This is a genomic window from Vibrio amylolyticus (assembly GCF_023145695.1).
Lineage (GTDB): Bacteria > Pseudomonadota > Gammaproteobacteria > Enterobacterales > Vibrionaceae > Vibrio > Vibrio amylolyticus.
In genome coordinates this window covers 54335-67453 of the sequence record NZ_JAJHVV010000009.1, presented here as the reverse complement: position 1 = coordinate 67453, position 13119 = coordinate 54335, and the positions used below count along the sequence as shown (strand labels likewise).

Here is a 13119-nt window from a genome sequence, read left to right as displayed (position 1 = left end):
CAAGGCACCGACCTTAAACGAGACTTTTAATTTCTGGCTTAGTAACCAAATAGCCTAGGCTAATTTTAATTGAGTAAAGATGTCGAACAATTGCTGTGACTTATACGGTTTTGGTAGATAGGCATCCATTCCCGCTTCGAAACAGCTCGCAATTTCTTCATCAAGGACACTGGCGGTAAGCGCAATAATCGGCATTTTGGTGTCGCTATTACCGACTTCCCACTCTCGAATTTTTTTCGTCGCCGTTAAGCCATCCATAACAGGCATCATGCAATCCATAAGAATCGCAGTAAACTTCTCACCTCTCGCGATTGCTTCTACGGCTTCTAATCCATTACTCGCGATGCTGTACTCCATGCCTATTTTGTCTAGGAAGAAGCTCGCTATTTTTTGATTCATCAGATTATCTTCAACCACCAAGACTCTTTTACTATTGTTGACAGGTTGAGAGGTTAAAACGGAACTCACCACTTTCTTAGCACCTGTACGCCCATCGACGCATTTAGATAGCGTGCTAGCGAACCGACGTCCTAGTACAGGTAAAGTCACGCTTGAGGTAACAAGCGAAGCCAAATCTGGTGAGATCATCAAATGATGCTGGCAAGCGACAACCTCTGCGGATGGGAACTGCTTGCGGAGTACCGATACATCTTGATGGGCACTCGCTTCTCTTGATTTACAATAAAGAATCAGATCATATGGGCTTATATCACTTTGGCACTGCTCTACGTCAGAATAATGATTTAGTTCCACACCGTAGCGCTTACATTCTCGGCTGAGCATATCCACATAATTAGACCCATTAGAGATTAGCAAAGCACGAAGATCAAATTGATCATCGGCCGGCTGAGTCTCTGAAACATCAATAGGGATAGTACAATCAAAACTACTCCCAAGCCCCTTCGTCGAGTCTACCGTTAGGGTACCTTCCATGAGTTCAATGAGCTGACAACATATCGCGAGCCCTAGCCCTGTTCCTCCATATTTACGAGTAATGCTCCCATCTTCTTGGGTAAACGGGTTAAAAATGGTATCGAGCTTCGATTTATCGATACCAACGCCAGTATCAATGACTCTTATTTTGACCCAAGATTGATCATTTTCAGTTTTAAACTCTACTTTTGTTGTAACGAGCCCTTGCTTGGTAAATTTCACGGCATTAGATAGCAGATTCATCAAGATCTGTTTTAGTCTAAATTCATCAACCTTAACTCGATTTGGGATGTTTTCGTCTATATCAATCGCTAATTCAACCAATTGACTCACTGCTTTTCCTGTCATCATGTTGACAGACTCATACACAACTTCGCGTAGGTCCACATCATTAGGTGACAAGACCAAGTTACCTGATTCAATTTTAGACAGATCAAGAATGTCATTTAATAAAATAAGTAGCGACTGAGAGGAGGTATCAATGTCGGCGAGTACATCTCTTTGGCTTGGGTTTAGATGACTCTCAGACAGTATTTCTGTCATCCCAATGATGCCGTTAAGAGGCGTTCGGATTTCATGTGACATATTGGCTAAAAAGGCGCTTTTTGCTCGGTTAGCTGACACCGCCGCCTCTTTAGCTTGAATGAGTTTACACTCATGCTCTTTTTGTTCAGAAATAATTCGGTTCAGCCCGTGTGCAAATCGAGTAAACTCATCATTACCATCTGTCTCAATCCGCTCTACTTTTGACTGCCCAATATCCCCCATGGTAACCAATATTTTTTTAAGCTTGGTATTAATGCGATATAACGTGCTCGTGCCTAAAAAAAACAGGAACAATACACAAACAAGGCCCGCCAAAGAAATCACCAATATATCTCTTTTCGCGGCTTTAATACTCTGTACCAAATTAGAAGAAAGCAAGTCTGTAAACACTGATATCTGCTGATTAACTAAGTTATATCGCTGCTCAATATTATCGATATAACTCTTTAAGTGTTTCGCTGATATTTGATTACTGAGCGCTTGCTCTTTAACCATATTACCTTGAGTAAACTCTTTACGTGCAAATAGTGATACGAGTGACTTTAGCTGCTGGCTATCCGCTCCATTAATAAACTTGTCGAGGTAGAACTGTTGCCGTTCTGAAATTTGAAAGTAATCACTTCTGTACCCCGAATAGGGTAAGTTTTGGTTAGCGATAACTTGAACGAGCCAGGCTTCTTTTTGCATCCAAAAAACAAACCAGTTCAAATCACTAAATACGAGCTCCAATTTATGGATATCAATGGATGAAGCATGACTCTCTGATTTATGTATTTCGCTATTAAGTTCATAAATAACTTCAAAAATCAGGTTACCTAAGTCAACAATCTCTCCCTTATCTACTTTCTTTAAATCATGAATCAGATACTTTAAATCTTCTATTTGGAAGATAATTAAGTTACCACTCTCTACACCATGATGATCATGCTCACTCGTGTGTGCGGTGGTCGCCAATTTGTTTAAGCTAGAATCAATATCACTGTATAAGCGATTAAGAGAAGCATCGTCTGAGTACAAGGTTGACGACAACAATTGATATATCTGGTTACTTACTTTCGTTAGTAACTCAAGAGATTCAATTTTTTCTGTTGTTAATGTGTAGCTATGGAGTCGATGTTGAATCAACCCGATTGACGAATACGAAAACCCCAAAATAATAATCAGTGGCACCAAGCATAATACGATAAGCCTTATCTTTATTGAGTACTTTGTTAGCAACATTGTTTTTATTTTCCTTGATACTGTCACTTTCTAGCCTATGTTTAATAGTAGTAAAGATCCTGTTGCTTATTACAATTTTTGCATATTTTGATTAGATTCAATTTCAAAGGAGTGTTCTTGGGTCGAATGAACTGCAAAGCTTTACTCTGTATAGCTATGCTCTGCATATTTCCCACCTTCTCGATAGCGAGCGAATTTGCAATCGTGTCGTTTAATCACGACTTTCCAACATTAAGAACCAGTCAGGTAAAGATGCTTTATCGAGGACGGCTTACCTCAATAAATGGCGAGCGCGCAAAGCTCGTTGATCTTCCTTCTGGTTCAGATCAACGAGAAGAATTCTACAAAAAAATACTAGGAAAAAACCCATCGCAAATGAATGCTATCTGGGCTCGTCAGAGCTTTTCAGGTAAGGCAACTGCGCCTTTTGAGCTAGGTTCAGAAAACCCGTCAGATATTATTCAATGGCTTAATAAACATAAAAATGGCATCGCTTATTTGCCAATTAACAACGTCACTATTGATATGAATATTCTATATAAAACAGATAATTAGGGCTAGACTATGAGACTTGGTTTGATTTTACTCTTATTGCTTTATGCGCCTTGGGCTACAGCGCAAGTTAACCTTACTGAATCTATTCGTTTGAGTGGGTTTGGTACGGTTTCTGCCACTAAAAGTGACACAAAGACACCGATAATTGGTCAAAGAGAAATATCAGATGAATGGTGTTTTGATTGTGATAGTTCTTTTGGCATCCAGCTTGATGCCGACTTTACTGATCATTGGCGAGCAGCCGCTCAGGTTGTCAAACGTCCTCAAGACGAGTTCTCTAGCCCGGAGCTTGAACAAGCCTTTGTTGAGTATTCAAATAACAATTACCAAGTCAAGGTGGGCAGATTAAGACTACCGCTGTATATGTATTCTGAGGTTTACTATGTGTCCTCCGCATACCCGTGGCTAAGATTACCAATTGATGTTTACTCTTTCGATTTGGGCATTACCCATTTTGATGGTGCAAGACTCGATTGGAACGTTGATCTCTCTAACGAGGTGCAACTAATTATAACCCCGTTTTACACATCCTCATCAGACAGCGTTCAGGATCTTTATGGGTTGGAAAGCCACATAGAGACAGGCCATAGTGGAGGACTTAGCTCTCAAATTTACTTTAATGAGAATGAATTCAAACTTACCTATATACGTACGGATCTTACTTTAACGGCCCCCCAGCCAATTGGCATGAGCCAACGCAATATCGATTTATTCACGCTAGGGATGAGTTACCACTTAGACTTACTTCACTTCCAGACTGAAATCTTATTCGCCGATGATTTTGATGCAAACTGGTATGCAGGGTTCGATTACCTATTAGAAGATTGGCAGCCATATATTCAGTACGGGCAGCAACGTAGTAACTTAAAAAGCGAGTCTTACCTGATTGGAACTAAATACAACATCACACGTCAACTCAACCTAAACGTCGAATGGCAATACATTGAAGGCCGCCAAGACATGATAAATGGCCATTTCACCGAGCTACAAATGATACCACCTTACGAGGACTCAGCACACGTTGTTTCAGTTGGTTTATCATTTACTTTCTAAGTTGAATGCGAGGCCGGGATCACCATTTTAATGAGGCGTATGAATTAGTTGCATGAGAACCGTGCTACAAAACAATATCAGCTCAAATTAAGTCTCTTAATCTGAAAATGTCAATTAGCGATTAGACAGCTAATGTTGGTACTAAACTCCTGAAATACACCCAATCCCAGTCGAATATCTCGTGGTTATTTTTCCTAGCAGAATAACGCATTGCCCTTTACAATCCTGCCCCATAATAATTACAACAGTAATAACTGGCTGCATCTCTTATCAAAGAGAGCAACTAGTTAAGTGCCTATAAAGCACGATGACTCATCATGTCGCCGTGTTTATAGCGTACGTTCCAATAACATAAGCTCAAATAACGAAAAGGTCCCCCATTACCATGCCTTTAGCAAAACAGAACGCCGAGAAGCACCTCCTTGATTGGCAGACTAGCCAAACGATTGCAGAATCGACCTCCCCTTTGTTAGGTCAGCTATATCGAGAGAAAGGGGTTGAAGTTATCCTCTTTGGTAAGACCCTCGTCAATGCAGATACTATCGATATCATCAAGGCTCACCGACTTTCTCGTCATTTCACCGACCAACCTCTGACTCCTCAACAAACGTTCCCTATTATTCAGTGCCTCGCCGCCATGGAATTGTCTCCTAGTCGAATTGATGTTGGTCAACTTGCTCAGCAATACTGGAAAGATCACGACGACACGCATGCTTTGAACGACTTTCTTCATACTGCCCTTTTAAAAGCGATGGACGGTAAGACGATCTCTGAACCACGTGACGTTGTTTTGTATGGTTTTGGTCGCATCGGTCGATTACTCACTCGTTTATTAGTGGAAAAAAGCGGACCGGGTTACCCACTTCGCCTGAGCGCTGTTGTTGTTCGCGGTGGTAAGAAAGGTGACTTAGAAAAACGGGCGAGCTTGTTACGTCGTGACTCTGTTCACGGGCAATTTAATGGCAGCATCATTGTTGATGAAGAGCGCAAAGCCATCATTGCCAACGGCAACTACATTCAGTTTATCTATGCCAATAAGCCTGAAGAAATCAATTACAACGATTACGGCATTAGTAATGCGTTAGTTGTTGATAACACGGGAGCATGGAGAGACACCGAAGGCCTAAGCCAACACCTAGCTTGTGAAGGTGCAGAGAAGGTTCTGCTTACTGCTCCAGGTAAAGATACCATTAAGAACGTTGTCTTTGGCGTAAATGAAAACGACATTCTAGCGGAAGATAAGATCATCTCTGCGGCTAGCTGTACCACAAATGCCATCACTCCGACGTTAAAGGCAATTAACGACAAATACGGCATTATCTCTGGTCATATCGAAACGGTTCACTCATTTACTAATGATCAAAACCTCATCGATAATTTCCACTCAGGTGATCGTCGCGGTCGCAGTGCATCACTGAATATGGTTCTAACGTCTACTGGAGCAGCTAAAGCGGTATCAAAAGCACTGCCAGAGCTGGAAGGTAAGCTAACAGGTAACGCAATTCGCGTACCTACGCCTAACGTATCAATGGCGATTGCTAACCTAAACCTAGAATCAAATACTGACAAAGAAGAACTGAACACTTACTTACGTGAGATGGCCCTTACTTCACCACTATCAGCGCAAATCGATTACACGGACTCTACCGAAGTAGTTTCAAGTGACATCGTAGGCTCTCGCCATGCGGGTATTGTTGATGGCGTTGCAACTATCGCACAAGACAATCGCTGCGTTGTTTACATTTGGTATGACAACGAATTTGGCTACAGCTGTCAGGTGGTTCACTGTATGGAACAGATGATGGGTGTTCGCTACAAGACATACCCTGAAGCATAGAACGACTTATTGAGAGCCCCCGAATTAAGCTCCACAACTACAATAATAAAAAGCCCACGACCTAGTGTTTAAAACACCCCTGGTTTTAAACACTGAGTTTGTGAGCTTGTACTTCTCGTTGATTTGCCGCTAGTACCCGTTTCCGAATTCTAGCGGCTTTTTTGTTACTTTGAATTGTGACTATTTAGTCAAGTGGCGCACTAACGCTTCCGTTGGGCGAACAATCGCTACAATCGCTTCGTCGTAGATTTTTGCAGACTCACTGATCACAGCTAAGTAAGCCTGAGCATCTTCAAGTCGAATCGTCTCACCTTGTTTCGCTTTCTCAATCAGCGTTAAGCCTAAATCAGCAATCAGCTCCGCTTTCTCTGCAATCACAACGCTGTCAACAGACGCGACGTGGTCAGCAAAAATTGGTTTCGATGCTACAGCCGCTTGACGAACATTTTGGTAGTGAGTTTCTAATTCAACTAACGCAGCGCTATTACCTAATGCAAAATCGCTAACCAGTTTTTCCATATCGTAAACCGCGTAGCTTTCTACCACTAACGCATCAACAAAACGGTTCAAACGCTCATGTTGGTTATACAGATCGCCGTGATTTTCAGTCGAAATCCACTTCTCCCAGTTACGAGCATAATATTGCGCAGGTTCAATGTACTTAGCTAATGCCTGTAGAGACTGAATATTTTGACCTTTCGCTAGACGCTTAAGCAGCATATCCGCATCCGCATGATGACGCAGACCCACAGACACTTCTGACCATGTATCCATCACGGCCATACGCTCATACATGCTCTCTTCGTCAGTTAAAGACGCGTCAGACCATAAACGTTCAGCAATCGCGTAGCTACGTGGCCATAGGTACTGCTCTACGGTATGCGTGTCTTTATTTTCTAGCCACATGGTGATTTCGCCACCAAGAATAAGCTCTTTCTCTTTCTCAGTAAGCTCTGCTGGGTAACCACCGTCTGGCTCAGGGATAACACTGCCTTCCATTGCGCTGCTTGCAACAATGTTTGCTGTCGTTGGCCAACGAACATTACCAATAAGCTGGTAACTCCCTTCGCTAAATCCATTTTGATCTAGGTTTAAATTAAACTCGGTATATGACATGAAGTTATCGAAGTACGCGACTAGAGACTTGCCAGGCTGGTACTCTTTAATGAACACCTCTTCACGTGATTTGCCGTTATAATCAACAAATGCGCGAGGCGTACCATCTTTTGCTTCAATGATAGTAAGTAGTCCCTTACGTGGGCCACCTTTAGTACGCGGCTTTTCCCACTGGTAGCTAACAAAGCTCTCACCAGCATGAAGGGAATCATCTACCGTGATCCCTTTTGGAATCGGATCATTTCGGTAGTGGTAGCTCGTTGGTTGAGGCTGATCTAGGTAATAACCTGTCGATAGAATACCTTGGTAACCTTCTTTCGCTGCACGGCCAATACTATCGTGCCCTTGCCAGCTTTGAATAACGATCGATGTTGGCAGATCTTTATGCCAGATTTCGTCCCAACCTGTCATCTTCTTACCGCGTTCTTCTAGCATCTGCTCAACTTTGATGTTGAGGTAAGATTGCAGACCACGTTCGCCATCAATGTTGTTCTCAGCAATGAAGGCTTGGTGCTTTTCACTGTTGATCCATTGAGAGTAGTTTGGCTCATCGCCACCAATGTGGAAGTATTCATCTGGGAATAGAGCAACTACTTCATCAAAGACGTCACCCAACATTTCATACAACTCAGGATTGAGTGGATCCATTAATGGTTCAAATACACCCCACTCGCGCTCTTGTTCATACGATTGGCCTTCACCACCCGACATTAGGCGCGGGTAAGCGTGAGCAACAGCAGAAGAGTGACCAGGTAACGAGACCTCTGGGATCACACGGATACCTAGATTGCGAGCATATTCTACTAAGTAACGAACTTGATCTTTCGTGTAGTAATTACCGTCTGAGCTTTCCGACCATAAGCGAGTCCAAGAATCGGTTTGGATACGAATACCTTGATCATCCCAGAAGTGCCAATGGAACACGTTCATTTTCGCAGAAGCCATCGCATCTAGTTGGCGAATCAGTACGTCAAACTCGATGAAATGACGAGAAGTATCGTATGAAACACCACGCCACTGGAATCGAGGTTCATCAACAATCGTTACCGCTGGGATGTGGTAACCCGTCGACGTTGATTGAACAAGTTGAAGAATCGTCTCAATACCGCGAATAGCACCGTATGGGCTTTCAGAAGAGAGAACAATACGATCGCCGCGAGTAGTAATGCGGTAAGACTCGTCTGATTCGATATTTTGAACTTCTGTCTTCGGAGCACGGTTAATATCAATAACTAAATTGGCTTCTTTTTCGTTCTCAGCCTGCCAATTCAGTGTAGGGACACCCGTTTGTCTTTCAAGACGGTCAATAAATCGTTTTGCCGTATATTCAACACGGTCTGAATTAAAACCTTTAATAAAGACTTTAAATTCGCTATCTACTGTAACCTGACCTTTTTTTAATTCCACAGTTTGTGGATAAGGCATAAGGTTTAAATCTGTATTTGGTGCCATTGCTAATGCCATAGGAGAAACCATTGAGCTTGATATTAATAAAGACAATATCGTTTTTTTCATTTTATTTATTCCTATAATATATAATTTTTACATATTTAATTTAGATACATTGCATTTATAGACTTAAATCACAATTTAAATATTTCATTTATTTAGAAAGAGAAATTCACACCTAAACGGAAACGCCAATCGGTTTTATCATCCTTTGAAGCGATGGTATCGGCATCAACCACTTCCGCGTACGGGCGGATATTTGATTTCCACTTATAAACGGCTTTTACCGTGTGTTCGCGAGCATGAAGATCGCCGGTTGCTAGCTCATTGGTGTGATGCGTGATCTGATCGAAATAAGTAAACGCGTAAGAGATTTGGTAGCTATCTGTGTTGTAGCCAGTCCAGATATCGTAACGGTGACGCTTGGCTGTCTCTTCATTACCGTAATCATTCTCTAACGCTTCGGTTGAGAAGTCATAACGGTAACGACCGTGTACGAACAAGCCGTTGTCAAAGTTGTAGTTCATCTTCAGGTAAGGCATTAAAAAAGTATTCGAGCCTTGAAAGTTCATCACCAAACCTGGGTTGAGCATAAAATTGTCGTTGATCGCGTGCGTATAGTAATGGGTAAACTCGGTATTAATAACGCGAGTCTCATCATAGGCACCAGCCGCATGGCGTACATTGGTTAATGTTTCTAAACCGTAGCCGTTATCAAAGTGGTTACCGATAATAAAACGGCTATTGTATTGATCTGTTGTGCTGCGGTACTCAGTTCGAAAGTCAACATAGCCCGCTGTTGCGGTTAATGGAAGAAGTGCTAATAAGGATACAGGTATTATTTTTTTCATGATTCACTACTTATATAATCAATTTATAATTAAAGTTATTATTATTTAAATACCGTAGATTCCATTTTTTAGACGTGAGTATCCGTACTCAATGAGTATTCATAGTTTGGATATATTTATTAGCCGTACTAATAGAGGTAATTAATACGGCTTAGAATGGATTTATGTGGCTATTTTACTAGCTCAACCGCTTCACGAACTAGGCGGCCAATCTCGTCCCACTGTTCACTTTCGATCAGTGCTGGAGAAACCATCCAAGTACCACCACAACAAACAATGCGGTCAATGCCTAGGTAGTCATTAACGTTGCCTTTTCCAATACCACCTGTCGGCATGAAAGAAACATCAACGTACGGCGCGAGTAAAGACTTCACCATGCTGATGCCACCAGATGCTTCTGCTGGGAAGAACTTAAGGAAGTTTAAACCTAACTCTAGCGCTTGCTCTACTTGGCTTGGGTTATTCACGCCCGGTACGATCGGCATGTTCACTTCTTGACAGTAACGAACGGTATTCGGGTTTAGACCAGGAGACACAACAAATTCTGAACCCGCTTCTTTCGCTAACTCAACTTGCTTTGCGTTAAGTACAGTCCCTGCGCCGATGCACATCTCTGGATAAGCTTCACGCATTTGGCGAATCGCTTCAGCAGCGGCTTCGGTTCTAAATGTCACTTCAGCAACGGGTAAACCGTTTTCAACTAGCACCTTCGCTAGTGGAACCGCGTGCTCAACCTTATTAATTTGAATAACAGGAATTACTTTGAATTGCTTCAGTTGATTAATCATTTCTTGAGACATAAATTTTCCACTAAGTTTTTATTATCTTGTTTACATTGAAAGCAGGTTACTTAATGCCTACTTAACCAGTTTTTTATTTAACTCTTTGTTATCTAACTAAAGCGTCCATTGCAGAGTTAGGGATAATAGCCCCTGGATGTTGAATCACGATAGATGCCATTTGATGGCCAAGCTTTGCTGATTCAGTTGCACTATTGCCCGTTAATCTTGCAGCTAGGTAGCCAGCGGCAAACGAGTCACCAGCAGCACAGGTATCAACAACGTTCGACACTTTTTCAGCAGCAACGTATTGCTCATCTATGCTGTCATTCTGTTTCAGTACAAGCTTACAAGGCTCACAGCCACGTTTAATGACGATCTCTTTACAACCAAGGCGTAAGCAGCGCTGTTCAACACTTTCCGCATCGCCCCAAACCAACAGATCGTCATCTTCAGTGATCAGTGCTATATCGACCAATGGAAGCAGTTTCCCATACCAATATTTTGCATCTTCAATTGACCAAAGTTGCGGGCGATAATTGTTATCAAAGATCAGCCTGCCACCTTGTTGCACAAACCCTTCAATAAGAGTCAAAAGATGCTGACGAGAGACAAGATCTAAAATTGCGAAGCTAATACCGCTAATGTATAACGCATCGATGGACTTAGTTTGCATCTCCGTTTCTAACGCGCTTACCTGCTGTCCACTGAAATAAGATTTCACTGCGGCGTTATCACGCCAATAAAGGAATTGACGCTCACCCGTATCATCGACTTCAACCATATATAGGCCTGGCAGTTTGTCTGTGAACTGTGTGACTAGCGTTGTATCAATACCTTCATCTTGCCACTGTTGAATCATCTCTTTGGACAGTTCATCAACGCCTAACCCTGTTGCGTAAGAAACAGATACAGCTTGGTTGGTAGTAAGACGAGAAAGGTAAAGTGCCGTATTTAATGTGTCGCCGCCGAAGGCTTTACGAATAGGAGAACCACTGAGCTCTACCATGCATTCGCCAAAGAAAGCGATATTGAGTTGTTCAGACGTCGTTTGATTAGCCATCGGGAACCTATATTGTAAGTCGCAGTATAAGAAAAACAGTATTGAAGTAATGAGGCTCAGAGTTGAGCCTCATTTGAGTTGGAAATAGAGTTAGCTATTTTGAACTGCTGGGCGATTTGCCGCAGGGTCGTCCTGAGCTACTTCACCTTTCGTTTCCATCTCCATCATTGCACGCTCATCATCTAGGATAGCTTGTGCCATTTCTGGTGTTACTTGGTTTGCAGGTGTCGCTAGAGCAACAATCACACCAGCAACTAGAGCTGTTAAGCAAGATGGAATCACTGGGTTACCCCAGAAGGCTGTTAGGTCAGCACTCATCATCACAGCGAAAGAAGCGATAGAAGCACCAGCTAGTGTAGCAATCGCGCCCTGCCAGTTATAACGGCTCCAGAATTTACCCAACATGCCACAAACAAACATGCCTGACATTACCGTTGAAATCATCTTAGTGATGTAGCCAATGATATCATTTGACGTTAGAGCGAACAGTAGAGCGAAACCAATCACCACAACTAACGCTAAGCGAGAGTAGTTAAGCATAGACTCTTTGTTTGGTACGCGGCCTGTGAACATCACGTAAACATCACGAAGTAAGATAGATACACCAGCAATGGCATCAGAACTTGCGCTCGACATCGTTGCAGATAGACCCGCGATAAGAACAATCATACCAACGCCTACAGGCAATACTGTTGCTGCAATGTAAGGGAACGAGAAGTTCGGGTTTTCTAGTGTTGGGTCAATCGCATGAGCAGCCATACCGATTACGGCTGGGATGATTGAGAAGAATAAGTAAAGTACACCAGACGCTACGAATGAACGGCGGATCGTCGATACATCTTTACCAGAGTAGATACGTTGACGGAATGATGGCGTTGCAAGTACACCGACACCGATAACCACCGCTAGAGATACTGCTGGAATGATACCGAGTTTTTCAATTGCCAAGAAGCTTGTTGCCGCTGGGTCCATTGCTTCGTATAGGTTGTCTAGTCCACCAATGTGATTAACAGACATTACTGCCATCAGGATAAAGCCTGCGAAAAGAATCACGGCTTGAATAGTATCAGTCCATACAACTGCAGTGTAACCACCGATCACAACGTAAATGGTAAATGCAGCCGCGATAATGATTTTCGCTAGATTGAGGTCGATATCTGCAATCCACGCTAGGTACATGCCGCCACCTAGAATGTGAGCACCCAACCAACCGATTGACGCGATAAAGATAAGCAGACCAACAACGTTTTTAACGATTCTGTTAGCACCAACGTAGTAAGCCAGCTCTTCACTCATGGTCATGAAGTTAAGCTTACGTACAGGAGCAAACCAAAGTGCTAGCAATAGGATACCGATTGCGCCACCGATACCGTATAAAGCACCTGCCCAGCCATTTGCATATCCAAAGCCGACTGCGCCCATACTTGAGCCAGTACCAACCATGGTTGCCACAGTAGTACCTAATACTAGGAACATAGGTAGGCCACGGCCACCTAATAAGAAATCTTCACCTGACTTTTGGTTTCGAGATACAAACCAACCTAGCCAAATAAGGAAACAAACATAAAGGCCAAAGCCTGTTAGGAATAACGTACTATCCATTGCGCAGATCTCCAATATATGAATTTAATAATTCATCTATTATTTTTAATAACATAATCACTTGATAGGTTATATTTAATAATTCGTTTGTGATTATATTTGTAGGGTTCTAGA

The 13119-nt window shown here is 42.4% G+C and carries 9 protein-coding genes; 3 read left to right on the top strand and 6 right to left on the bottom strand.

Translation table 11 applies throughout. The annotated features are described in order from the left end of the window. Positions 1-54: 54 nt before the first annotated feature. Positions 55-2700: an ATP-binding protein gene (locus KP803_RS14940; protein ID WP_248009654.1), complete on the bottom strand. Its 2646-nt coding sequence runs from the start codon at positions 2698-2700 to the stop codon at positions 55-57. A 204-nt stretch (positions 2701-2904) separates the two neighbouring features. Here KP803_RS14940 and KP803_RS14935 point away from each other — a divergent pair, with 204 nt between their 5' ends. The 3 genes from KP803_RS14935 to KP803_RS14925 all read left to right on the top strand — a co-directional run bounded on the left by KP803_RS14935 (position 2905) and on the right by KP803_RS14925 (position 6145). Beyond that, on the top strand, positions 2905-3255 hold the full coding sequence (locus KP803_RS14935; RefSeq protein ID WP_248009653.1) for a hypothetical protein: 351 nt from the start codon (positions 2905-2907) through the stop codon (positions 3253-3255). A 9-nt stretch (positions 3256-3264) separates the two neighbouring features. Beyond that, a complete protein-coding gene (locus tag KP803_RS14930) occupies positions 3265-4308 on the top strand; it encodes a sulfate ABC transporter permease (RefSeq protein ID WP_248009652.1) in 1044 nt (347 codons plus the stop codon). 385 nt (positions 4309-4693) lie between these two features. Further along, positions 4694-6145: a glyceraldehyde-3-phosphate dehydrogenase gene (locus KP803_RS14925; protein ID WP_248009651.1), complete on the top strand. Its 1452-nt coding sequence runs from the start codon at positions 4694-4696 to the stop codon at positions 6143-6145. A 180-nt stretch (positions 6146-6325) separates the two neighbouring features. Here the strand turns inward: KP803_RS14925 and KP803_RS14920 are convergent, their stop codons facing one another. The 5 genes from KP803_RS14920 to KP803_RS14900 form a co-directional block, all read right to left on the bottom strand. Then, a complete protein-coding gene (locus KP803_RS14920) occupies positions 6326-8776 on the bottom strand; it encodes a family 20 glycosylhydrolase (protein WP_248009650.1) in 2451 nt (816 codons plus the stop codon). A gap of 92 nt (positions 8777-8868) precedes the next feature. Then, positions 8869-9561: an oligogalacturonate-specific porin KdgM family protein gene (locus KP803_RS14915; RefSeq protein ID WP_248009649.1), complete on the bottom strand. Its 693-nt coding sequence runs from the start codon at positions 9559-9561 to the stop codon at positions 8869-8871. 170 nt (positions 9562-9731) lie between these two features. Further along, positions 9732-10361 (bottom strand): bifunctional 4-hydroxy-2-oxoglutarate aldolase/2-dehydro-3-deoxy-phosphogluconate aldolase, encoded by a 630-nt coding sequence (locus KP803_RS14910; RefSeq protein ID WP_248009648.1) that lies wholly within the window; start codon positions 10359-10361, stop codon positions 9732-9734. 88 nt (positions 10362-10449) lie between these two features. Beyond that, a complete protein-coding gene (locus tag KP803_RS14905) occupies positions 10450-11403 on the bottom strand; it encodes a sugar kinase (protein ID WP_248009647.1) in 954 nt (317 codons plus the stop codon). A gap of 90 nt (positions 11404-11493) precedes the next feature. Further along, positions 11494-13005, bottom strand: coding sequence for a sodium:solute symporter family protein (locus KP803_RS14900; protein ID WP_248009646.1), 1512 nt, complete (start codon positions 13003-13005; stop codon positions 11494-11496). Between the last annotated feature and the right edge of the window lie 114 nt (positions 13006-13119).

Bases quoted from the DNA above. Each gene is read 5' to 3' on its own strand.
- KP803_RS14905 (WP_248009647.1), bottom strand. From the start codon at position 11,403: ATGGCTAATCAAACGACGTCTGAACAACTCAATATCGCTTTCTTTGGC.
- KP803_RS14925 (WP_248009651.1), top strand. From the start codon at position 4,694: ATGCCTTTAGCAAAACAGAACGCCGAGAAGCACCTCCTTGATTGGCAG.
- KP803_RS14940 (WP_248009654.1), bottom strand. From the start codon at position 2,700: ATGTTGCTAACAAAGTACTCAATAAAGATAAGGCTTATCGTATTATGC.
- KP803_RS14915 (WP_248009649.1), bottom strand. From the start codon at position 9,561: ATGAAAAAAATAATACCTGTATCCTTATTAGCACTTCTTCCATTAACC.
- KP803_RS14900 (WP_248009646.1), bottom strand. From the start codon at position 13,005: ATGGATAGTACGTTATTCCTAACAGGCTTTGGCCTTTATGTTTGTTTC.
- KP803_RS14910 (WP_248009648.1), bottom strand. From the start codon at position 10,361: ATGTCTCAAGAAATGATTAATCAACTGAAGCAATTCAAAGTAATTCCT.
- KP803_RS14930 (WP_248009652.1), top strand. From the start codon at position 3,265: ATGAGACTTGGTTTGATTTTACTCTTATTGCTTTATGCGCCTTGGGCT.
- KP803_RS14920 (WP_248009650.1), bottom strand. From the start codon at position 8,776: ATGAAAAAAACGATATTGTCTTTATTAATATCAAGCTCAATGGTTTCT.